At 40.0% G+C, this 22,579-nt stretch carries 17 protein-coding genes, 7 tRNA genes and 2 pseudogenes; 21 read left to right on the top strand and 5 right to left on the bottom strand.

Translation table 11 applies throughout. From position 1 onward, the window contains the following. The first annotated feature begins 7 nt into the window (after nucleotides 1-7). From AC6H44_RS10005 to AC6H44_RS09985, 5 genes are all read left to right on the top strand, one after another. On the top strand, nucleotides 8-340 hold the full coding sequence (locus AC6H44_RS10005; protein ID WP_500735290.1) for a Na+/H+ antiporter subunit G: 333 nt from the start codon (nucleotides 8-10) through the stop codon (nucleotides 338-340). Between the two features lie 301 nt (nucleotides 341-641). After that, on the top strand, nucleotides 642-1,082 hold the full coding sequence (locus tag AC6H44_RS10000) for a MerR family transcriptional regulator (protein WP_500738423.1): 441 nt from the start codon (nucleotides 642-644) through the stop codon (nucleotides 1,080-1,082). Next, entirely contained in the window at nucleotides 1,075-3,315 is a 2,241-nt protein-coding gene (locus tag AC6H44_RS09995; RefSeq protein ID WP_500735289.1) for a heavy metal translocating P-type ATPase, read from the top strand. Before AC6H44_RS10000 ends, AC6H44_RS09995 begins: the two co-directional genes overlap by 8 nt. A 22-nt stretch (nucleotides 3,316-3,337) precedes the next feature. Continuing rightward, complete coding sequence (locus tag AC6H44_RS09990; protein ID WP_500735288.1) at nucleotides 3,338-3,691, top strand: cupredoxin domain-containing protein; 354 nt, start codon at nucleotides 3,338-3,340, stop codon at nucleotides 3,689-3,691. Between the two features lie 69 nt (nucleotides 3,692-3,760). After that, nucleotides 3,761-3,976: a TIGR02450 family Trp-rich protein gene (locus tag AC6H44_RS09985; RefSeq protein WP_500735287.1), complete on the top strand. Its 216-nt coding sequence runs from the start codon at nucleotides 3,761-3,763 to the stop codon at nucleotides 3,974-3,976. Nucleotides 3,977-4,706: 730 nt separating this feature from the next. Here AC6H44_RS09985 and AC6H44_RS09980 read toward each other — a convergent pair. Then, nucleotides 4,707-5,231: pseudogene (locus tag AC6H44_RS09980) on the bottom strand (M28 family peptidase); the annotation flags it as partial. 87 nt (nucleotides 5,232-5,318) lie between these two features. Here AC6H44_RS09980 and AC6H44_RS09975 point away from each other — a divergent pair. Continuing rightward, nucleotides 5,319-6,685, top strand: a pseudogene (locus tag AC6H44_RS09975) (Gfo/Idh/MocA family protein). A 70-nt stretch (nucleotides 6,686-6,755) separates the two neighbouring features. On the opposite strand, the gene AC6H44_RS09970 reads toward AC6H44_RS09975, so the two are convergent. Together AC6H44_RS09970 and gloB are read right to left on the bottom strand one after the other, a co-directional pair. Beyond that, a complete protein-coding gene (locus tag AC6H44_RS09970) occupies nucleotides 6,756-8,333 on the bottom strand; it encodes a lytic transglycosylase (RefSeq protein WP_500735286.1) in 1,578 nt (525 codons plus the stop codon). 167 nt (nucleotides 8,334-8,500) lie between these two features. After that, on the bottom strand, nucleotides 8,501-9,274 hold the full coding sequence (gloB, locus tag AC6H44_RS09965; protein ID WP_500738422.1) for a hydroxyacylglutathione hydrolase: 774 nt from the start codon (nucleotides 9,272-9,274) through the stop codon (nucleotides 8,501-8,503). A gap of 53 nt (nucleotides 9,275-9,327) precedes the next feature. On the opposite strand from gloB, the gene AC6H44_RS09960 reads away from it, so the two are divergent. Then, entirely contained in the window at nucleotides 9,328-10,089 is a 762-nt protein-coding gene (locus tag AC6H44_RS09960; RefSeq protein WP_500735285.1) for a class I SAM-dependent methyltransferase, read from the top strand. 14 nt (nucleotides 10,090-10,103) lie between these two features. On the opposite strand, the gene rnhA is transcribed toward AC6H44_RS09960, so the two are convergent. Beyond that, on the bottom strand, nucleotides 10,104-10,568 hold the full coding sequence (rnhA, locus tag AC6H44_RS09955) for a ribonuclease HI (protein ID WP_500735284.1): 465 nt from the start codon (nucleotides 10,566-10,568) through the stop codon (nucleotides 10,104-10,106). 68 nt (nucleotides 10,569-10,636) lie between these two features. Between rnhA and dnaQ the strand changes: the two genes are divergently transcribed. The 12 genes from dnaQ to AC6H44_RS09895 all read left to right on the top strand — a co-directional run bounded on the left by dnaQ (nucleotide 10,637) and on the right by AC6H44_RS09895 (nucleotide 16,702). Beyond that, nucleotides 10,637-11,350, top strand: a complete 714-nt coding sequence (gene dnaQ, locus AC6H44_RS09950; RefSeq protein WP_500735283.1) for a DNA polymerase III subunit epsilon — start codon at nucleotides 10,637-10,639, stop codon at nucleotides 11,348-11,350. Nucleotides 11,351-11,359: 9 nt separating this feature from the next. Next, a complete protein-coding gene (locus AC6H44_RS09945; RefSeq protein ID WP_500738420.1) occupies nucleotides 11,360-12,739 on the top strand; it encodes a TIGR03503 family protein in 1,380 nt (459 codons plus the stop codon). A 98-nt stretch (nucleotides 12,740-12,837) separates the two neighbouring features. Then, a tRNA-Asp gene (locus AC6H44_RS09940) sits at nucleotides 12,838-12,914 on the top strand. 27 nt (nucleotides 12,915-12,941) lie between these two features. Next, nucleotides 12,942-13,018, top strand: a tRNA-Asp gene (locus AC6H44_RS09935). A gap of 41 nt (nucleotides 13,019-13,059) precedes the next feature. Beyond that, nucleotides 13,060-13,136: transfer RNA gene (locus tag AC6H44_RS09930), tRNA-Asp, on the top strand. Nucleotides 13,137-13,167: 31 nt separating this feature from the next. Further along, nucleotides 13,168-13,244, top strand: a tRNA-Asp gene (locus AC6H44_RS09925). Nucleotides 13,245-13,282: 38 nt separating this feature from the next. Beyond that, nucleotides 13,283-13,359: transfer RNA gene (locus tag AC6H44_RS09920), tRNA-Asp, on the top strand. A gap of 37 nt (nucleotides 13,360-13,396) precedes the next feature. After that, nucleotides 13,397-13,473: transfer RNA gene (locus tag AC6H44_RS09915), tRNA-Asp, on the top strand. Between the two features lie 54 nt (nucleotides 13,474-13,527). Further along, a tRNA-Asp gene (locus AC6H44_RS09910) sits at nucleotides 13,528-13,604 on the top strand. Between the two features lie 200 nt (nucleotides 13,605-13,804). Further along, entirely contained in the window at nucleotides 13,805-14,527 is a 723-nt protein-coding gene (locus AC6H44_RS09905) for a helix-turn-helix domain-containing protein (protein ID WP_500735282.1), read from the top strand. Nucleotides 14,528-14,999: 472 nt separating this feature from the next. Next, nucleotides 15,000-15,590, top strand: a complete 591-nt coding sequence (locus AC6H44_RS09900) for an ABC transporter ATP-binding protein (protein ID WP_500735281.1) — start codon at nucleotides 15,000-15,002, stop codon at nucleotides 15,588-15,590. Next, complete coding sequence (locus AC6H44_RS09895) at nucleotides 15,587-16,702, top strand: DUF6136 family protein (protein WP_500735280.1); 1,116 nt, start codon at nucleotides 15,587-15,589, stop codon at nucleotides 16,700-16,702. The genes AC6H44_RS09900 and AC6H44_RS09895 overlap by 4 nt, the downstream gene beginning before the upstream one ends. Here the strand turns inward: AC6H44_RS09895 and fadE are convergent, their stop codons facing one another. Further along, the gene (gene fadE / locus AC6H44_RS09890) at nucleotides 16,703-19,165 is read right to left on the bottom strand and encodes an acyl-CoA dehydrogenase FadE (protein ID WP_500735279.1); all 2,463 of its coding nucleotides are present in this window, start codon (nucleotides 19,163-19,165) and stop codon (nucleotides 16,703-16,705) included. 322 nt (nucleotides 19,166-19,487) lie between these two features. On the opposite strand from fadE, the gene AC6H44_RS09885 reads away from it, so the two are divergent. Both AC6H44_RS09885 and AC6H44_RS09880 read left to right on the top strand, forming a co-directional pair. After that, nucleotides 19,488-21,107 (top strand): IS1634 family transposase, encoded by a 1,620-nt coding sequence (locus AC6H44_RS09885; RefSeq protein ID WP_500735278.1) that lies wholly within the window; start codon nucleotides 19,488-19,490, stop codon nucleotides 21,105-21,107. A gap of 463 nt (nucleotides 21,108-21,570) precedes the next feature. Further along, complete coding sequence (locus AC6H44_RS09880) at nucleotides 21,571-22,548, top strand: S66 family peptidase (RefSeq protein ID WP_500735277.1); 978 nt, start codon at nucleotides 21,571-21,573, stop codon at nucleotides 22,546-22,548. Nucleotides 22,549-22,579: the final 31 nt, after the last annotated feature.

Here is a 22,579-nt window from a genome sequence, read left to right as displayed (position 1 = left end):
TGTAACAATGATAACTGAATGGATTGTATCAATTTTACTGTTATTAGGTGGATTATTTATTTTAATTGGCTCAATTGGCTTAATTAAACTACCCGACTTTTTTATGCGTTTACATGGCCCAACTAAAGCCACTACCTTAGGAATGGCGAGTATACTCATAGCGGCGATGGTGTTTTTTGCTAATTCAGTCAGTGGCTTAAGTGTAAAAGAAATATTGATTACTATATTTTTGCTAATTACTGCGCCGATTAGTGGGTATATGTTAATTAAAACCGCTATTCATCATAAGCTCAAAGCTAAAGATGGAACGAAAGGGCTCGATAATATCGAAAAAGATTAATTGTTCGCCTAGACGATTAAAAGCCGAATAGATGCGTGTTATTCGGCTTTTTTGCTTTTTTGACTGTTCCCATTTACAACACTTATTGAACATGTGGCTATATCGTTAATTTAAATACAAAAAGGATATTAATATGGGTAAGGTATTACTTTTATCACTGCTTATTTTTTCAACTTAACTTTTTTCCAAACGCCCAGTCGCGTGTTTAATTAGTGATATTAAACGTGTGCTTAATTAATTGTTGACCTGTGTGTTACACATAGGTCTATTATATTGTCATTACATAGTCAGAGGTTTAATGATGTACGTAAAGCAATTAGCTAACACTATGGGGGTAACCCAAGACACTGTGCGCCATTACACACGAATAAAACTACTAACCCCTATTCGTAGTGAGGAAAACGGTTATCAAGTGTATACCACAGCCGATCAACAGCGTTTAAAATTTATTATGAGTGCACGGCAACTTGGTTTTTCTATTAAAGATATTCAGCAAATAGTTGCTCAGTCGGAGCAAGGGCAATGTCCGTGTCCACTGACACGACAATTAATAGCGAAGCGACTTGAAGAAACAGAGCAGCACTTTCAAGAAACACTTAAATTACGCACACGAATGCAAGCGGCAGTCAAACAATGGGAAAACTCAAGTGATGGTGTACTAAGTGGTGATATATGTAGTTTAATTGAGACTTTTGTTGACCCACTCAATGAACCTAAAAACCCAAGGAGGCGTTATGAGTAAAGATAAAGCAACGCAAAGCTTTTTGATTGAAGGCGCTAATTGCGGGAGCTGCGTGGCCAAAATAGAAAAAGCGCTAAAAAGTGTATCAGGTGCACAGCGTGTTGAAATGAATTTTGCTGATCGCAGTGTGCAAGTTGAAGGTAATGCGCCATCAGCAGAGCTAATTGAAGCAGTCGAAAATATAGGTTACAAGGCTCAGCCAATGAATAGCGAGTCGGAGCAAGACGCGCTAGATGAAAAAGCCCAAGCCGATAACGCACACTATAAAAAGCTAATGCGGAATATGGTATTAGCGCTAGGCGTTGGCGTGCCATTAATGTTTTATGGACTTATTTTTGATATGAGTGTCACCACTAACGCGCAGCGCATTGGCTGGTTTATTGTTGGTATAGTTACTTTAGTCGTTATGGCCATTGCGGGTAAACAGTTTTACAACGGCGCATGGCAGTCATTTAAAAACCACACCGCCAATATGGATACACTGATTGCGCTGGGGACAGGGACCGCGTGGTTATATTCTATGGTGGTAGTCATTGCGCCAAACGTGTTACCCGAGGTGGCTAGGCATGTTTATTTTGAAGCCTCAGCGATGATCATCGGTTTAATTAGTCTGGGCCTTGCTTTTGAAGTAAAAGCGCGAGGACGTACCTCAGAGGCGATAAAGCGTTTAATTGGCTTACAGCCAAAAACCGCTCGCGTAGTACGTGATAACAAAGAGCAAGACATAGATATAAGCGAAGTTATTAAAGGCGATGTGCTTCGGGTGCGCCCTGGTGAAAAAATCCCCGTGGATGGTGAAGTCATTGAAGGTAGCAGCTCTGTGGATGAGTCAATGCTCACGGGTGAGCCTATGCCAGTCAACAAAAGTGAGGGTGATACCCTTGTTGCAGGCAGCATTAATAAAAGTGGCACCTTGCTATTTAAAGCCACCCATATTGGCAGTGAAACCACACTTGCCAATATTATTAATATGGTTAAACGTGCACAAAATTCTAAACCTTCCATAGGGCGTTTAGCCGATGTAATATCCGGCGTATTTGTGCCTACCGTAATGATTATTGCGGTGCTCGCGGGCCTTGCTTGGCTTAACTTTGGCCCCGAGCCGAGTATTGCTTATGCGGTAGTGGCCGTGACCACTGTGCTTATCATTGCCTGTCCGTGTGCGCTGGGTTTAGCAACCCCTATGTCAATTATGGTTGGGATAGGTAAAGCCGCTGAATCGGGAATACTTATTCGTAATGGAGAAGCGCTACAAACTACCTCTAAAATAACCACCATGATTTTAGATAAGACCGGCACGATCACCGAAGGTAAACCCACTGTTACCGATATCATTAATTTTAATGACAGCGATAAAGTACACATCCTTAAGCTTGCCGCTAGTCTTGAAAGCGACTCGGAGCATCCTTTAGCGCAAGCTATTGTAACTTATGCTAAAAATGAAAATATAACGGTTGAAAAAGTCAGTAATTTTAACGCCGTCACCGGGCAAGGTGTTACAGGCACATTCAATGGACAAACTTTATTGTTTGGCAATGAAGCGCTTATGAGCCAACACAATATCAGCATTGCAGAGGCAAAAGCGCAAGCTGAGCAATTAGCCAGCGCCGCTAAAACGCCAATGTATTTTGCCATTGATACTCAACTACAAGCCATTATAGCAGTAGCCGATCCGATAAAAGACGATTCAGCAGAGGCCATTAAACGTCTGCAAAACAAAGGTATCCATGTTGTTATGCTGACCGGTGATAATCAAGCTACCGCTAAAGCCGTTGCTAACAAAGTCGGTATTAAGGACTTTATTGCCCAAGTCATGCCTGATGACAAAGCCAGTGAAGTAACCAAACGCCAAGCTAAAGGTGAAATAGTTGGTATGACCGGTGATGGTATAAACGATGCGCCGGCACTGGCACAGGCCGATGTTGGGTTCGCTATTGGCACTGGCACCGATGTGGCGATAGAGAGCGCCGATATCACCTTAATGCGTGGCTCACTACAGAGTCTTGGCGATGCCATTGCGGTTAGTAATGCCACTATCGTCAATATTAAGCAAAATTTATTTGGTGCATTTATTTACAATGTGGCAGGTATTCCAATTGCTGCCGGGCTGTTATATCCATTTTTTGGCATATTACTCAACCCGGTTGTTGCAGGCGCTGCTATGGCGCTGTCATCGCTGACGGTGGTTACAAACGCCAATCGCCTGCGCTTTTTTAAACCCAGTAAATCGTAATTTTATAAATAGGAGTCGCATTATGTTGACGATCAATCTACTCGGTGCGTTGTTAATTGCGGTTATTATTTACTGGTTTTGGCTATATAAACCTAAACAAGTACAAAGCAATAACAACACACTAACGATAGTGGTTAATAACGGTGTTTATTCTCCTGCCCATATTAAAGTGGCAGCTGATAAAAAAGTAACGCTGACGTTTAATCGACAAGACAGCGCCCCATGCGCCGAAACGGTAGTGTTTCCTACACTCGATATCAGTAAAACGCTCGCTATGGGGAAAAATAATACTGTTGAGCTGCCAGCACTTAAAGTGGGTGAATATGCTTTTCATTGCCAAATGCAAATGTATAAAGGCACGTTATTAGTGTCTTGAATATCGGATTAATAAAACTAAAAGTGGCTCTGATGCGTATGCTCAAGCAGAAAACTTAGAAGGCGTAGTATGAATAAATTAAACCCTAAAAAACTGCTCAATAGTAAATGGACAGCGATCCCCGCAATTAATAAAGAAAAACATTTTATTATTGTTGAGGTTGAGTTTGATGAAGACGGCAACGTCGTTGAATGTATCACTGAGGCGGTAATGTCAAAAAACCAATACCCAATCCAGTGGCGCGATTTAAAAGATCACCAAAAATGGCTGCAAGGTTGGAAATAAAGCAGACTGTTTAAAGCACATTACTCATGCTCATAGCCCTTATGAGTATGATCGACTAGTTTACTTATTTTTAGACCAACACCTTGTTAGCGACCCCCTCTATTACAGTTTGTTTTATCTCAATTCGCCATTTAGCAACAAAACGATAGTTTTTAAATCGTTCTTCAAAATTATTTATAAAAGTAATAGAAATTTTATTCTATTATTTATATATCAATGATTTATTTATCTTATTCTCTATCGTTAAAGTAAGCATGGCGCATGTGTTCAGAGTCGGTTTATTCACGCAATTGCTCTAAACATGATTATCTCGGTTTTTTCATTTCTGTGTCTCTTTTTATTAAAATTTAACTAATTGATTTTAAACGTTTATTTATTTAAGCCCCAGCAGCTGTTGCTAAAAAGCAACAAAATCATGGTTTATTTTTATTAATATTGTTCGAAATAATTTTAACTACATGTTTTTAAACAACTTTAAAAACATGGCACCGAAGTTGCAATACCTACGATGTATTTAGCAAAAACGTGATAAAGCACATCGCTTTTATCGCACAACCCAATGAAGGAATTACATTATGAAAACATTTTCTAGATGTTAATAGCAACGCGCAGCTTTCAAAAGAAGGGTTCGTGAAGGTTCAGTAATAAATACGCACAATGATTAACAATATAGTTAGAAGCAGCCGAGTCGTTTCTCGACTGCTTTTTTATTATCCGCAGCTTAAGTTATTTACTTATCTGCTAAACGTTTAGTTTTAAAGTCAGACTCGCTTATCCACTTAGGCCAATCGCCGTTATTCGCCAGTTGTGAGGCTATATCAACAATAAGTTCTATATCTTGTTTTACCCCGTCTAATGACCAATCAGCAGAATAGTCGTCAGCTTCTTTATGGTATTTATGAGTGATGTAGTCAGGATCGGTATCACCTAGGCTCATAAACAGTAAGCTTGGCACTCCCTGTTTTGCGAGTGAAAAATGATCCGTTCTAAAAAATAAGCCATTTTGTGGACGAGGATCCATTTTAACTTGATGTCCTTGTCCTTTAGCTGCGCGAGCTAAAAAGTTTTCCATAGTCGAGAGGTCTTTACCGTACTGTAAAATATAGTCGGTACTATCGAGTACGTTCATACCATCAATATTTAGTAGAGCAACCATGTTCTTTGTTGGCATCACCTCACCAGAGGCAAACTGCGCTGAACCCATTAAACCGGTTTATTCGGCGGTGAAGTTAGCAAAAATAATTGAGCATTTAAACTTATTTTTATGCAACTTGCCTCTTCACCTATTTACCCGTTAGCTGTCTTTAGGTAAGTTAAAAATAACAATAATAAGGATAAAGTTATGAAGCAATTTAATCGTCGGGATTTTTTAAAAGCAGCCGGTGTTGCTGCCGCAGCAGGTGTAGTGAGTGGTTGCGCATCAAGCGGTAGTGTTAATTCAAGCGCACCGATACAACAAGTGCGCAGTGTTATTGGTTTAGTTGCCCCTAAAATGGATGTGGTGAGAGTGGGTTTTATTGGTGTGGGTGAGCGCGGCTATGGCCATGTAAAGCGCATGAGCCATATTGAAGGTACGCAAATAGTCGCTATTTGTGATACGCACGCTGAGGTACTAGAGCGAGCAATTATTTAGTTGATAAAGGGGTAGCTAAACCGGCGTTATATGGTGGCAGTGAACACGCCTATCAACAAATGCTCGAACGAGAAGATATAGATATTGTTATTATTTCAACGCCGTGGGCATGGCATGCACCTATGGCTATCGATACCATGAACAGTGCAAAGCACGCGTTTGTTGAAGTGCCCTTGGCGCTAACTGTGGATGAAATGTGGCAAATTGTAGATACCGCAGAGCGTACTCAAAAAAACTGTATGATGATGGAAAACGTTAACTATGGCCGCGATGAGTTAATGGTTTTGAATATGGTACGCCAAGGTGTATTGGGTGAGTTATTGCATGGCGAAGCGGCGTATATTCATGAGCTGCGCTGGCAAATGAAAGAGCTGGAGCATAAAACGGGCTCGTGGCGTACCCAATGGCATGCAAAGCGTGACGGTAATTTATACCCGACCCATGGGTTAGGGCCAGTATCGCAATACATGAATATAAACCGGGGTGATCGGTTTGACTTTTTAACCTCGATGAGCTCTCCTTCACTAGGCAGAAGCGCTTATGCAGAGCGTGAATTTGCTGCCGACCATCCTCGCAATCAACTCAATTATATTGCCGGTGATATGAACACCACGTTGATTAAAACAGTTAAAGGGCGCAGTATAATGGTACAGCATGATACAACAACTCCTCGGCCTTACTCTCGGCATAACTTAATACAAGGCACGAATGGCGTGTTTGCCGGTTTTCCTAATCGTATTGCCCTTGAAACTGGTGGCTCAAAAAGCTTTCATGAGTGGGATTATGATATGAATGCATGGTATGAGCAGTACGACCATCCCTTATGGATAAAAATGGGTGAAGAAGCACAGCGCAATGGTGGCCATGGTGGCATGGACTTTTTAATGTTTTGGCGCATGATTTATTGCTTAAGAAACGGCGAACCGCTCGATCAGGACGTTTACGATGGCGCAGCATGGTCGGTTATTTCGCCGTTATCAGCCCAATCGGTGAGTGAGCGTAGCCGGTCAATAGATATTCCTGACTTTACTCGCGGCGCATGGCAAAGTGCAAAACCTTTGGGTATTGTAAGCTAAACCGCATTTTACTTGGAATAAAAAAAGAGCGCATGCGCTCTTTTTATTTAAGGGGTTAATGAAATAAGGATCAGCTACTTCTTATATCAATTTTTAATTTAAGCTTTTGCCCAGGCTGTAAGTATTTTTGCCCAGCAAGGTTATTCCATTTAATGATATCGCTTACCGTTAAGTTAAACTTAGACGCTATACGTGCTAAAGAATCACCTCTTCGTACTTTATAGGTAATAGTACGGTTGGTGTTATTCGCAGATTCTTTAGGTTGATTCGCTGATTTATAAACAATTAATTTTTGATTTAAGCGAAGTGTCGCATTTTTTTTCAGTTTATTCCATTTCGCTAATTCATCCATAGTGACATCGTATTCGCGGCTTATATCCCACAAAGTATCGCCACTTTTTACTGCATGTGAAAGTTTAGTTCGTAAGCGTTTATTGGCATCCGCACGTACTTGCTGAGGCAAATGTTCACTGTTAATTTTACCATCAGTAAGTGGTACTAAAATTTGTTGGCCAACACGAATCACGTTTGAATTAAGCTTATTTAACGACTTTATTGCACCTATGCTAGTGGTGAATTTATTTGCAATCACCGATAGGCTATCGCCTTGCTTTACTTTATATTGTTGCCAACGAAGGCGGTTCTTAACATCAGTAGAGGCGAGCTTTTCTGTGAACTGCTCTACTTTGTCGGTGGGAATTAACAAAAAGTGTGGACCATCAGGGTCGGTTGCCCAGCGGTTAAATCCTGGGTTTAATCGATACAGCTCGGTGAGGGTCATATCGGCCATATCGGCAGCCAGCGCTAAATCAATCTGTGATTCAATATTGACCACTTCAACCACTTGCGCGTTAATAATAGGCTTCCATGAGACATTAAAATCATCAGCGCGTTTTAATAAATCGGCTAATGCTAATAATTTTGGCACGTAGGCAGTGGTTTCACGGGGTAAATCCAGTGACCAAAAATCGGTAGGTAAATGCTTTTTACGATTCTTTTTAATCGCGCGCAGTAAGCGGCCTTCACCTGAGTTATAAGCTGCAATGGCGTTTAGCCAGTCACCCTCAAGGGTTTTGTGTAAGTACGACAGATAATCAAGTGCTGCGCGGGTTGATTGCACGATATCGCGACGGCCGTCATACCACCAGTTTTGCTTTAAATCAAAACGTTCACCGGTAGCAGGCATAAATTGCCAAATACCCGATGCGGTGCGATGCGAATAACCGTAAGGGTCAAACGCACTTTCTACTATGGGTAGAAGTGCAATTTCAATGGGCATTTCACGCTTTTCAATTTCTTCCACAATGTAATGTAAATAGGGCTCAGCACGTTTAGAAATACGATCTAGATATGCTTGATGACGCGCATAGTAATTGCGCTCTGCAACAACGGGGCGGTTTTGTGGAATATCGATTGATAATTGGTAACGAATACGCTCCCAAACATCGTCAAACACGGGGGCTTCTTCTTCGATGTCGTTCACTTTTTGATATTGCGCGTTCATCATTAGCGCCGTGCTAATATCATTTGGACTGGCGCCTTCAAGCTGATCTTGGGCGTGATTTTGTGAATCTGTGTTTAATGTTGTCAGTGTTTGACAACCGCTTAGCGACATGGCTAAGACCAATAAAAGCGGCGATTTCTTCATAAATACCAATGCATAGGGTAAAAAACTCGGCGAATACTACCCATAATGAGTCAACATTGCCACTTATGAGCGTTAAAAATACCAAACAAATACGATTAGAAAATGTTAACTTCTTGTTTGTTAACTAATCGTTTTTTTATTATTAGGAGTCCACATAAGGCCCTAGTTTAAAAATGATCTTTGAACTTCCTCAGACTAGCAAAGTTTTCCCAAGGTTCACTATTTTTTGTAACTAAACAATATTCTTTTGGTATTAATCCTGTAATGTTTGGCAAATTGCTACGCATAAAAGGGTTAATTTTAAGCTCTTGACTTAAGGTGCTTGGCAAGGTTATTTCATCGTTATTGCGTAATTTATCAACCTGCTCACTGAAGGCGAGTAGATCAGGATTTTGTGGTTCAATCGCTTTTGCAAAGGCCAAGTTCGCTTGGGTATATTCATGGGTGCAATACACTTTGCAATCACTTGGCAGGGCGCGTAATTTATTAAATGAATGCCACATTTGTTCGCCAGTGCCCTCAAATAGACGCCCACAACCACCGCTAAATAATGTGTCGCCAGTGAAAGCAAGTTCTTCATTAGTATAACAAATATGATCAAGGGTGTGGCCAGGTGTAGCAATAATTTCAAAGAGAGTGCTTAAAACGTTAATTGTTTGGCCTTCATTTAAAGGTGCTGTTATTCCCTCAAATGGGCTGTTACTTGGGCCGTAAACTGCAATGTTTGGATACTGCTTTACTAATTGAGCTACGCCATCGGTATGATCATAATGATGATGGGTAATTAAAATGCCACCAAGGGTCAAGTTATGCTGTGCTAAATGCTCTATAACCGGCGCTGACTGTCCAGGGTCAACTACCCATGCTTGATTATTTTGTTCGGTGGTTAAACACCAAATGTAGTTATCAGAAAAGGCTTTAATTGCTTTGACTTGCACCATGGCTTGTTGCTCTATAAAGTGGTATTTAATTAATATTATAACGAGCTTATACAATGAAACCAGCCCTTAGTTTTCAAGAAGGTCCTAAACCGTTGTCATGGCGACAGTTTCCGCATGGTGATTATTTACGTTGTGATATAGAACGCAAATTATCGCCTTGGTTACCGCGTATGTTTGGCTACCATATGCTCAAGCTCGGCAATTTAAGTGGCGAGTTAGACACCAGTAAAAGCACCATTAAACATCAGGTATGCGTTGCCGAGCCGGGCCCTTATACCGGCGTAGTGGCCGATATAGACGAGCTTCCTTTTTATGAGCACAGTATAGATGCGTGTATTATGAGTCATTGTTTAGAGTATCACTCAGACCCGCATCATATATTACGTGAGGCTCATCGTACGCTTATCCCTGGTGGCTACCTTGTGATTACCGGCTTTAATCCGTTTAGTTTTTGTGGGTTAGCGCAATTACTGCCATTTAGTCGACAAAAGTTACCGTGGACTGGGCGCTTTTTTACTCCTGCCCGGGTAAAAGACTGGCTCAATTTACTCGGATTTGAAATTGTTGCTGATGAACGTTTTATTTATTCGTCGTTAGCGCGAGGGAATCGGTTGTCGCGGTTTGCATTTTGGCGCAGCTTTACCAAGCAGTATTTAAAACCCATGGGCAGTGTGTATTTGCTGGTAGCCCAAAAGCGTGTTGCACCCCTTACGCCAATTAAACCTAAGTGGCATGCACGGCCACAATTTGCGCCAATTAAAGGCGTGGGATTAAGGCAAACATCAAAGCAACATTACCAGCAAAATAAAAAATAGTGTGATGTTACACTTTAGGGCTGATAACCTTCATCATCAAGTAAGTTGTCACTGCCGGCTGCATCACGGGCAAGATCATCAACGATTTCGTTATATTTGTGGCCACTGTGACCTTTTACCCATTTCCAAGTAACAGCGTGCTCGGCACAGGCTTTGTCGAGGCGCTTCCATAAATCGACATTTTTAACTGGCTTTTTAGCTGAAGTTTGCCAACCGCGCTTTTTCCAGTTAGCTATCCAAGATTCTATGCCTTGTTTCACATATTGGCTGTCAGTTGTTAAGATTACAGGACACGCGCGATTCAATGATTCTAGCGCAATAATGGCGGCTAGCATTTCCATGCGGTTGTTGGTTGTAAGCTTATAACCTTGGCTCATTTTTTTTTCATGGCCATTGTAAATCATAAAAACACCATAACCACCGGGGCCTGGATTACCTAAACACGAACCATCGGTGTAAATCTCTACGGTTTTTTGCACTGTTTTACCTTGATATTATGTACAATAAAGTAATTATAGAAAGATACCAGAGTCAGGCTTAATTCGATATGGCACGCAGACAAATAGTTTTAGATACAGAAACCACCGGCATCGACCCTAAACAAGGGCATCGTATCATTGAGATCGGCTGTGTGGAGCTAATTAATCGTCGTTTAACCGGCAATAACTTTCATGTTTATATCAATCCGCAGCGCAGCATTGAAGAAGAAGCCATCGATGTTCATGGTATTACCAATGAATTTTTACGCGACAAACCGCTTTATCGTGATATTGCCCAAGAGTTTTTTGACTATATTAAAGGGGCTGAGTTAGTTATTCATAATGCGCCGTTCGATATTGGCCATATGGATAATGAATTTTCGTTGCTTAATCAAGGATATCCCAAAACGAATGCATTTTGTGGTGTACTCGATACCCTTAAAATGGCGCGTGACTTACACCCAGGGCAAAAGAACAACCTAGATGCACTTTGTCGCCGCTATGATATTGATAACGCTAAGCGAACATTACACGGCGCCTTACTGGATTCTGAAATTTTAGCCGATGTTTACCTAGCGATGACTGGGGGGCAAGTAAAGCTAAATCTTAATCAAAATAAAGATGACTCAAGTGAAGATCAAAAGGGGAGTCTTAGGCGTTTAAATAGCGAACGCGCACCTTTAGTTGTTATTGCAGCGAGTGATGCGGAGCAAAGTGCTCACCAAGCGCGTTTAGACATTGTACAAAAGGAGGGCGGTCATTGTTTATGGCGCGCTGAATAAAACATGATGATGAAAACGCTATTATTAGTTTCACTGTTTATAACGGTCACTTTTTTTTCAGGCGACGTGCAGTGCGTTAAACAAGTAGAAGAGTTAAAAGGCATTGGTAAACAAAATGAAATCCCGCTATTAGATAATCGTTTTCGTGTTGATGATAAAATTGATGAAATTACACTGATGTTTTTTAGGCGTGCTGGCTCTCCCGCAGTCATTTTAGTCAGACCTGATGGCAGCAAGTATTATGCTACAAGCGCTGTAAGAGACACAAGCTTAGACTGGTACGATGAATTAAATTATGATCTTGTCATTATTCGTAATCCTATGGCTGGACCATGGCAAGTGATTGGCCAAATAATGCCAGAAAGTCGAATTGTGGTTGTTGGCGAACTGTCACTCAAGGTTGACCCATTACCTAATATTCTTTTTCAAGGTGAAACAGTAAAAGTAACGGGTGAAATATTAAATGATGGTAAGCCTATCCGTGCAAACCTATTTAAAGATGCGGTATCGCTCAATGTTAGTTTTGTAAGTACGAATAATGAAAAATTTGGAAATTTTGGCGCGGGGATACAGCAAGTTACAGAATTTAAAGATGATGGTTATGGGTTTGATGAAAGTGCTAAAGATGGTGTATTCACGGGGGAGTTTACTTTTAACTTTACACCAGGTGAGTGGCGTCCAGAGCTATATATTACAACAGATAATATTGAGCGGCGCGTCGTTCAAGACCCCATTGTTGTGTATGAACCGCCTTTTAGCTTTAGCTCTGTTGAAGCACTAGAGGAAGGGGATGATCATCGTATTACTATAAATATTGATGAAAAGTTACTAAAACCTGAAACTGTGATTATGCAAGGGAAAATTTATTATCCCAACAATGAAGAGCAAATTTTTTACTTAGATGCCAATAACACCGCAACTAGGGAGCTTGCTCTGCAAAATTACGGATGGGGGCGTTACAATATTGAAATATCTGTTTTTGGTTCAACAGTGAACGACAGAGAGTTTATGGCGACCTTGCCAACTTATTTGTTTGAAATTAAAAGACCGATTGAGGTTATTCCAGAAATTCCAGCTGTCCCAACTGTTATAGTAAAGGAGCCAGATAACATCCCACCTCCAATCGAAAAACCAAAAGTAATGGCCACAGGATTAATGATAGGGTTAATTATTAGTGGAAATTTAGCGATTTTATTTATTGGGTGGTTATGCATTCGTGTTTTTGTACAAAATAAACCCATAAAACTAAAACCTAATTTTGCTTTTTTAAAAAAAAAGAAAGCAGTTGAATTAAATAAACCAGACCCGCAAAAAAAGACAGAAGCAGAAAACGGCTCAAAAAATGACAAATCAGGTGAAATTTTAAACCTTTCGATGTCAGATGACTAAAAAACCGGTAAAAAAACAAAAAAGCCCTTGACGAAGTAGGGGCTGGTTCGTATTATTCACGCCGCTGTTAAGGGAGACCTAGACAGCAACGAAAATACGGAGTGGTAGTTCAGTTGGTTAGAATACCGGCCTGTCACGCCGGGGGTCGCGGGTTCGAGTCCCGTCCACTCCGCCAATTTTCGACAATTTGTAAGTATAAGCTGGAGTGGTAGTTCAGTTGGTTAGAATACCGGCCTGTCACGCCGGGGGTCGCGGGTTCGAGTCCCGTCCACTCCGCCAACGCTTACACAACATATGGTTGTAAAACATATTCTTATTATGGAGTGGTAGTTCAGTTGGTTAGAATACCGGCCTGTCACGCCGGGGGTCGCGGGTTCGAGTCCCGTCCACTCCGCCAATAAGAAAAAATAGCAGTTTAAATGTATGCTGGAGTGGTAGTTCAGTTGGTTAGAATACCGGCCTGTCACGCCGGGGGTCGCGGGTTCGAGTCCCGTCCACTCCGCCAATTATTTAAACAACGTTATATTACAAAATTTGTATACTGGAGTGGTAGTTCAGTTGGTTAGAATACCGGCCTGTCACGCCGGGGGTCGCGGGTTCGAGTCCCGTCCACTCCGCCAACAAATTAAGTAATAACAAGTAATATGATATCTCTGCGGAGTGGTAGTTCAGTTGGTTAGAATACCGGCCTGTCACGCCGGGGGTCGCGGGTTCGAGTCCCGTCCACTCCGCCACTTGATATCAGTAATAAAATTAGTAAGTGCATTACCCCATGCACATACCACTGCGGAGTGGTAGTTCAGTTGGTTAGAATACCGGCCTGTCACGCCGGGGGTCGCGGGTTCGAGTCCCGTCCACTCCGCCACTTGTTATTTCCTCATTAACAAGTAATAAATAATTTCCTTATTAATTAATCCACACATAATTTTTTATTAGCTATCAGCTATCTAATCGACTCTTTTATACTAACCTGCTAATATTCCTTGTTATTCTTCACTATTCAGCTTCATATATCTGCATGAATTAGCAAGAATCTAGTCTCACTTTAAAAAAGGAAGCACTAAGATGAGTACATTAGGTCAACAACTAAAGCAGTTAAGAAATGATAAAAAATTGAGCCAACCTGAATTTGCCCAGCAAGTGGGTATAGAGCAAAGCTATTTATCAAAACTTGAAAACGATAAATCAACTCCCTCGAATGAAATATTTAGAGCTTTATTGATAGCATTAGATCTTTCAATTGATGAATTTATGGAACCACTCTTATCCAGCCATGACAAAACAAGACTCATGCAAATACCCGATGTAGAGCTGTGGTTTAAAAGTAAAGCTGCAAAGAGCTCAGCTGCACAGCGAAAAATTATATACCTCGCTATGTTTTTGATTGCTTTTGGCTGTGCATTATTTTACGCAGGACATAAAAACTATCTGTTCAATGAACGCTTTTACGAATACAAATCACTGGGTGTGATCAAAAAAGATGAACCTCTGAATATTTATACTCATTGGAGAAATTATATTATTGAGTCAAACCGAGAGAAAAGAGAGGAAAAAAATCGGGAAATGCTGGCTAGAAGGGTACTAAGTTTTAAGTTAATGGATGAGTATGTCGGTGAATCATTTGTCGAAGAGGTTGAGGGAGGTAAACGTGTTTATAATGCAAATGAACTCTCGCAGACCATGTCACACGCGGGCAATAGTTGGCTTGAATTTATCGGTATATTTGCCACTGTATTTGGTTTGGTGTTCGCTGTATTTGAGCCAAAATTAACACGCCATCCACAATAAGTTTTAAGTTAAAATATGCAGTTTAACTTTCAGTTTAGCCCACAGCTTCGTGGGCTCTCGTTATTTTATAAGAAAAACCTTCCAAGCTTACCTATTAGGCTAGGGAGAATGTGCCCTTTTGCAAGTGCATCTGTAATTATGCTATTTACTTGAACAGGCGCTAATACATAAAATATTCAAGAGTGATATTAAAATTGCTTTTTAAAACAGTTTATATTGGCTTGAGGCTAAGTCATAACACCGCAGCTGTTAAAACTTATCTTTAGTGTAAAAACGGTAGGGTAAGTCGCTATTGATGACAAAGGTGGTTTCAGGGCTTCTTATACTGTTTCACGTTTGCTAACAAAGATCTATTGCTATTAAGGAATGTGGGGCTATTTTTATCATTAGTGTTGTTTCAAAAACGATTTCAATGGTTTTATTTTAAATAAAAGTCTACTTATAATGTCATGCAAATTCAAAGGGATATTTTATGATTGAAGTGATTGGCTTAAATAAGCAGTTTTCTTACAACGTGGTTTGCCGTGATTACAACAAAGTGTTTAGTAGCCAAAAAGTATGTATTGAAGCGCCAAACGGTCAAGGTAAAACCACGCTACTAATGATGCTTGCTGGACTTGAGCAACCACAAAGTGGAGAGATATTATTTGCAGGCAAGGTGTTGCCGGAACCTTATAAACAGGTAGCAATTGCCAGTGATCGTATCGCACTGCCTGAGTTTTTAACCGCGAAACAAATTATCAATTTAACGGTTAGCAGTTTAGACTGCAATTGGCCGTCGGCGCTTATCAGCGGCTTTAATTTTTCAGATTTTTTAGCGACCCGTTTTGATGCGTTGTCATCGGGTAATCAAAAAAAGTGCCAATTAATTTTAGCGTTAATGCGTGGTGCGCCGTATTTATTACTTGATGAGCCCAGTGCGGCGCTTGATCAAGCCAGTATCAAATACTTACTTAGCTTGCTAGATGATTATTTAGCTGATAAATCGCATGGCCAAATAATTATCACTTGCCATGAACCGTCACCGTTTATTGAGCATGGTTTTGAGTGCGTACCATTATGAGTAAACTTGGTCTCAACTCTACAATTGCACAATACCGCGCATTTATGGAATATCGTTATCAGGCCTATAAAACTGAACTGACACAATTACTACTGCAACTTAAAAACTTTGGTTTATTATTTGTAGTGGTACTTGGCTCTGCCATGCTTGGCATGATTTTGTTGTTATTTTTAGGATTGGGCAAAATTATCGATAGCAGTCATGCGCCGCAATCTGGCGCGCAAATGGCCTGGTTATATCTACTACTGCAAAGCGTGATGCTCAGTGCGATGAAGTCAGCCATTAAAAATAGTCAACAGCGGTGCTTCCAACGCACTATTTTCAGGTCAAACTGGCTTAAGTTAATGGACATAAAACTATTACTTTTAAGCAATGGCTGGTTACTAGCAAGTGCAGTTATTGCACTGGATTTAACCTATTCACAATGGCTACGAGCACCGCATTTTATGCTGTTTATGTTGTTGCAGTTTAGCCTAGGCGTTTTGTGTTTGTATAAGCCAAGAGCATTAATATATGGCTTGGTATTCACTGCCATTTTAGTCTTGCTACCAATTAATATAGCGCCGTTAGCCTATCACTGTGGCTTTATTATATTGTTTGTGTTGAGCATGTTACTGCCAGCAATTTCACTGAGTGGTCGGTTATCGGTCAATTCATTATCCACTTTTTGGCTAAGTTTTTTTATGCAATATTGCTGGGTGCTGGTATGGCGAGTGGCTTTATTGTTGTGTGTATTTATGGCTATTACTACTTTGCTCAATGAACGTGTTGATTTAGCCGCTATATTTAGCGTGATAGCTGTCGCTTTTATGGTGTTGTTTACCAGCTCACTGCAATTTGATTGTGGCAAGTTGCATGATAAATACTCGTTGTTTTTTCAAGCAAATAACCAACAGCGGCTGTTTTTTATTTGCCAATTTATACCAAGTTGCTTGTTCTTTTTGGTAACCCTGATCAGCTATCTGTTGTTCATAGCTCATATAGGCTGGTTACTGCTGGGCCTGAGTGTTGGCTGGTGTGCATTACAATTATATATAGCACAAAAAAAACCAGCGCATTATGCGCTGGTTTGGCTAATTACAACAGGGTTGCTGCTAGCTTTACTAGACTAGTTAAGCAGCATCTGCCTTTTTAGATTTAGCTTTGCTATTACGTGCTGCTTTGCCGGCAAGTAAATCTGCAGGGTCAAAGTCATCAACGTTAATCACATCTAAACGAGCTTGTTCAACAGCAGCAAGCTTGTCAGCCTCTGCTTGGCTTAAAATACCTGCTTCTAAGCCCATTTTCGCCACTTTATCAAGCTGGAAGAATGGCAATTTCACGCCTTTTTCTTTACATACACGCTCAAACAATGGCTCTACTTCTAGTACGTCTTTAAGCGTTTGCTCTTGACGGCCGACAAGATTAAGCGGCTCGTTTGTTAGGTATACATAACTTGCTAAACGATTACGTGTTTCGCTAGGTACCTGTAAAATTTGCGCTAATTTATGTTCCAGTTTGTCAGTAGGTTTACGAACTGGGCGACCAAATGGGAATAACAATACTTTTAATACGCCACGTAGTGGAGCCGACGGCATGTTATTAATTAGATCAGCAAGGGCACGTTGGCAGTGGTAAAGGTGATCCTGACAGCTCCATTTTACAAGCGCAAAATCTTCTTTTTTACGGCCTTCGTCATTGTAACGTTTTAGCGTTGCAGACACTAAGTAAAGGTAACTTAACAAGTCGCCCAAACGTGCTGAAATACGTTCTTTACGTTTAAGAGACCCCCCAAATACTGCCATGCTGATGTCTGACATAAGTGCTAAAGAGGCACTAAAGCGAGACGCAATACGGTAAAATTCAGCGGTTTCGTCTTTGTACGGTACGCTAGTAAAACGCGCACCAGTAAGCGCAAGCCATTTTGTACGTACTAAGTTAGACAGTGTGAAACCAATATGACCCATAAGTGCTTTATCAAATACATTTAGCGCTTCTTCGCGGTCTTCTATTTCACACGCACCTAGCTCGGTAAGTACAAATGGATGACAACGAATCGCACCTTGGCCATAAATAATCATATTTCGGGTTAAGATGTTTGCCCCTTCAACAGTTACAGCAATGGGAGCGCCTTGATAACCACGGCCTAAATAATTGTTTGGCCCAAGCATGATCCCTTTACCGCCAAGCACATCCATAGCGTGAATGGTTGAGTCGCGCATTTGCTCAGTTAAATGGTATTTTACAATTGCAGAGATAACGGAAGGTTTCTCGCCTAAATCTACAGCGCCGGTTGACATACTGACTGCTGCATCTGAGCTGTATGCATAGCCTGCTAATTTTGCCAATGACTCTTCAATACCTTCCATTTTACCTATAGGTAAACGGAATTGACGACGAATACGGCTGTAAGCACCTGTAGCCAACGCAATCATTTTTATGCCACCGGCTGAATTTGACGGCAATGTAATTGCACGACCAACCGATAAACACTCAACCAGCATACGCCAGCCTTGACCAGCCATTTCTGGGCCACCGATTATATAATCCAGTGGTACAAAAATATCTTTACCACGGGTAGGACCATTTTGGAACGGCACGTTAAGTGGAAAATGACGACGGCCAATTTCTACCCCAGGGGTGTCTGTTGGAATAAGCGCACAGGTAATGCCCGGCTCTTTAACATCACTTAATAATCCATCTGGGTCTTGAAGTTTAAATGCAAGGCCCAGAACCGTTGCCACAGGCGCAAGGGTTATGTAACGCTTGTTCCATGTTAGGCTTACACCCACAACTTCTTCGCCATTCCATTGGCCTTTACACACTACACCGTAGTCTGGAATTGCGCTTGCATCAGAACCCGCCTCTGGCGAGGTAAGTGCAAAACACGGGATTTCCTGACCGCTGGCTAGGCGCGGTAAGTAATGATTTTTTTGATCTTCAGTACCATAGTGCTGTAATAACTCACCTGGGCCTAACGAGTTGGGCACACCAACAATAGACGATAGCAATGTTGATTTACTAGTTAGCTTTTGCAGTACACACGATTGTGCAAATGCAGAAAATTCTAGACCGCCATATTCTTTTTTAATGATCATGGCAAAGAATTTATTATCTTTTAGGTATTGCCATACATCTTGAGGCAGATCTGTTAGTTCGTGCGTCGCTTCCCAATCGTCTAACATACTACACACAATCTCAACTGGGCCGTCAACAAATGCTTGTTCTTCAATAGTTAGCTTTGGAACCGGGTATTGGTGAAGTTTTTTCCAGTCAGGGTTACCGCAAAATAAATCGGCTTCCCACCAAGTAGTACCGGCATCAATGGCTGATTTTTCTGTCTCAGACATAGTCGGTGTAACTTTTTTAAAGACAGTGAAAATAGGCTTGATAATATATTGCTGACGAACGCCAGTAACCGAAAGAGGCACTGCGATGATTAAAAATATCACCCAGCTAATTAAACCAAAGGCACCCGCAAAGGTACCAATTAATAATGTTGCAGCAGAAACACCAAGTGCTGTGTTCCAACTTGCTCTGTGGTAAAGCGCAGCGCTAAGCAGTGCGATTAAACCAAGTGTAAATATGAGTGTCATTGCTAATTCCTTAATAGAGGTCAGACCACCTCGTTTAGAGTAGCGTTAGTAACGCTAAGTTTCAAGTACAATTACATAGATAAAATTGTAGTTACTACTGCGATTTATACAATGTACTTTTCTCTACACGTTGTATGTAGCCGTGGTGGTTTAAATCGAGTTATATCACTAAATAAAACAGGTACTAAAAAATTAATTAATCTAGTAGCAATATAACAGACATTGATTAGACCAAATTCATAAACTTTTATTTAATGTTAGGTTAAAAAAATCCTAAGTTTGCTGTAATTTGATACAATAACACCTCAACTTCGAGGTGTTTATGAACTTAAAAATCAAACGGTTAGATCATCATGGTATTGTTTCAGGTGTCATTGCAGACTTAAAAATAGTGTCCCTTTTAGACCAATATTTACCTCAAGATGAAAAGCAAGAAATTACCCCAGGTGAAGCGGTTAAAGGCATGATTATGAACGGCCTTGGGTTTGCCAATCGTCCTTTATCTCTCAGTCCTCAGTTTTTTACTAATTTGCCTCTTGAACATTTGTTCCGTAAAGGTGTTCAAGCATCGCATTTTAATCGTCATAAATTGGGAAGAACCCTCGACCAATGCTTTGATTTTGGTTGTGAAAGCTTATTTTCACTCGTCTCAGAGCAAGCATGTCAACTTGAACAGGTTGATCGTACATTTGAATCATTAGATACAACGAGTCATTCTCTTACTGGTGAATATGCCGTTGACGAAGAAAATACCGATGAAAATATAATAAGAATCACGCACGGCTATAGCAAAGCTCATCGTCCTGATTTGAAACAAGTAGTACAAGAAATTATCGTTAGCCAAGATGGTGGTGTGCCACTTGCGTGTAAAAACTGGGATGGCAATAGTGCTGATACCGCTATTTTTGAAGCACGCAGCAAAGCCCTTGTTAATGAGTTCAAGAAAAGCAAGACCCCGAAATTTCTTGTCGCTGATTGTAAATTATATCATCAAAATAACGCCGAGTTTTTATCTAAGATTCAATTTATAACACTCATTCCTTCGACAATTTCGCTCGAGAAATCCTCCATCTCAACCGCTATTAAAAATAACAGTTGGATAAAAATTGATGATAACTATCACTATGTTGTTAATAATGTTGAGCACATGGGAATAAATCAGCGATGGATGGTTGTTTACTCAAATGCAGCAAATAACCGTGCAGTAAAAAGCATCGCTCGACAAGTCGAGCGTGCGCATACCCAGATTAAAAAAGCCCTTTATCACCTACAAGCACAGCGGTTTGCATGTCAAACCGATGCACAACGTGAACTTAATAAGTTAACGAAAAAATTTAAATATCATAAAGTGGCAACGATGCAGTTCAATGAACATAAAGTATACGAAGGGAAAGGCCGACCTAAAAAAGGTGCGCCAGTGAAATGTATAGAATGGCAAATAAGCGCAGAGATTGAAGAGAATGGCACTGCAATTAAAAAGGCAATAGAGCAAAAGTCATGCTTTGTATTAGCAACAAATGCAGATGAAAAAGACCTAAGTCCAGAAGATTTACTCACACATTACAAAGCACAGTCTGAAGTAGAAAAAGGCTTTAGATTTTTAAAAGATCCGTTATTTTTTGTCTCATCATTATTTATAAAAAAGCCAAGCCGAATAGATGCACTGTTGATGATAATGACACTCTCTTTATTAGTATATTCAATAGCTCAAAGACGATTAAGGGCGAACATGGAGAAAGTAAAAGCAACCATTCCAAACCAAATTAATCAGCCAATAGAAAGACCCACATTAAGGTGGATATTTCAATGTTTTGAAGGTATCAATTTAGTTCAGCATGGAGATAAAACCTACTTAGATGGGTTTAATGAGCTACGAGAAAAAATAATAAGATTCATTGGCGGTCACGCTATGCATTTATATAAAATAGAAAAAGTGGTATAGGGGTCTGATCAATGTCTGATATAAAATCATTTAAGTAAATATACTTGTTGTTAATAAGTGTACGCTTAATAAAAATAGAACGATATTAATTGATATGGTTCGCGACACTATTTACCGCTTTTTTGGAACAAAATAGCAAGTCTGGATTTTAGTTACTTGTTTACAATAGTAATTATTGGTGAAATTACTAAAGTATGTAATATACGCTGTGTTATAAACAACCAAAGTGGTGTTCAATAAGCTGTTAGCAATTCAATGTATATTAGGAAGATAGATGCCAGATTTGCTTTGACCAACATTGTTAACAAGTACAGTTACAAACGGCCACTACGTGGCCTGGACCTGACCGCTGCGCGTGCTTCGGCCTGTACTGCGGGCGTTAAGCAACTAGGAATCGAGAAATGATACATGGCAAACTAGATAATATTGAATGGTTATTTAGTGGTATTGGGTAGGAGGCAAATTGATAATACCTAATAAATTAAAAATGAATGATGAGGTTAGGATAATTGCGCCTTCAAGAAGTTTATCAATTATTGATAAAGAGACGCGAGAAATAGCAAACAAAAGGTTTGAAGAACTTGGCCTCAAACTATCATTTTCAAAAAACTGTGAGTCATTAGATGATTTTTCGTCTTCATCTATAAAAGAAAGAATTGAAGATTTACATGAAGCATTCTTAGATAAAAAAGTAAAAGCTATCTTTACTGTTATCGGGGGCGATAATGTAAATCAATTACTAAGGTATATTGATTATAATATTGTTAAAAGAAATCCAAAAATTATCTGTGGTTACTCAGATACTACAGCTTTATCAAATGCATTATTTCATAAAACCGGACTAGTAACTTACTCAGGGCCTGCATATTCAACTTTAGGGATGCTCAAGGGGATTGATTTTTCAATAAATTATATTAAAAAGTGTTTATTCTCAAGTGATCCTTATGAAGTTATAAACCCCGCACAGTGGAGTGATGACTTATGGTTTATAGATCAGGAAAAAAGAAACTTTTATAAAGACAATGGTATAAAAGTTTTAAACCATGGCAAAGCAGAAGGAAAAATAGTTGGAGGGAATCTTTGTACTTTAAATTTGCTTCAAGGAACTGAATTTATGCCTGATTTAACAAATTCTGTATTATTTCTTGAAGATGATGAGTTAACCTCTCCTTCAAAATTTGACAGAGATCTTCAATCGTTAATTCATCAAAAACATTTCGATAGAGTTAAAGGAATAGTCATTGGGAAGTTTCAATTAAAGTCAGAACTATCTGAGGTCTTACTTAAAAAAATTATACAATCTAAACAAGAGTTAGCGTCAATCCCCGTGCTTTATAACCTAAAATTTGGACATACAACCCCCCATATATGCTTCCCGATTGGTGGATTTGTGAAAATAGATACGAAAAGCCATAAGCAAATAATAATAGAAAAACATTAGCTAAGAAATACTCGAGTCAATAGTCTTAAAT

This window comes from Pseudoalteromonas sp. TAP-3C, assembly GCF_059888565.1.
Note: the sequence above shows the minus strand (reverse complement) of the source record. Positions and strands in the feature narration are given on the sequence as shown.

Coding starts and splice junctions, on each gene's coding strand:
- AC6H44_RS10005 (WP_500735290.1), top strand. CDS start 8: ATGATAACTGAATGGATTGTATCAATTTTACTGTTATTAGGTGGATTA.
- AC6H44_RS10000 (WP_500738423.1), top strand. CDS start 642: ATGTACGTAAAGCAATTAGCTAACACTATGGGGGTAACCCAAGACACT.
- AC6H44_RS09995 (WP_500735289.1), top strand. CDS start 1,075: ATGAGTAAAGATAAAGCAACGCAAAGCTTTTTGATTGAAGGCGCTAAT.
- AC6H44_RS09990 (WP_500735288.1), top strand. CDS start 3,338: ATGTTGACGATCAATCTACTCGGTGCGTTGTTAATTGCGGTTATTATT.
- AC6H44_RS09985 (WP_500735287.1), top strand. CDS start 3,761: ATGAATAAATTAAACCCTAAAAAACTGCTCAATAGTAAATGGACAGCG.
- AC6H44_RS09970 (WP_500735286.1), bottom strand. CDS start 8,333: ATGAAGAAATCGCCGCTTTTATTGGTCTTAGCCATGTCGCTAAGCGGT.
- gloB (WP_500738422.1), bottom strand. CDS start 9,274: ATGGTGCAAGTCAAAGCAATTAAAGCCTTTTCTGATAACTACATTTGG.
- AC6H44_RS09960 (WP_500735285.1), top strand. CDS start 9,328: ATGAAACCAGCCCTTAGTTTTCAAGAAGGTCCTAAACCGTTGTCATGG.
- dnaQ (WP_500735283.1), top strand. CDS start 10,637: ATGGCACGCAGACAAATAGTTTTAGATACAGAAACCACCGGCATCGAC.
- AC6H44_RS09945 (WP_500738420.1), top strand. CDS start 11,360: ATGAAAACGCTATTATTAGTTTCACTGTTTATAACGGTCACTTTTTTT.
- AC6H44_RS09905 (WP_500735282.1), top strand. CDS start 13,805: ATGAGTACATTAGGTCAACAACTAAAGCAGTTAAGAAATGATAAAAAA.
- AC6H44_RS09900 (WP_500735281.1), top strand. CDS start 15,000: ATGATTGAAGTGATTGGCTTAAATAAGCAGTTTTCTTACAACGTGGTT.
- AC6H44_RS09895 (WP_500735280.1), top strand. CDS start 15,587: ATGAGTAAACTTGGTCTCAACTCTACAATTGCACAATACCGCGCATTT.
- fadE (WP_500735279.1), bottom strand. CDS start 19,165: ATGACACTCATATTTACACTTGGTTTAATCGCACTGCTTAGCGCTGCG.
- AC6H44_RS09885 (WP_500735278.1), top strand. CDS start 19,488: ATGAACTTAAAAATCAAACGGTTAGATCATCATGGTATTGTTTCAGGT.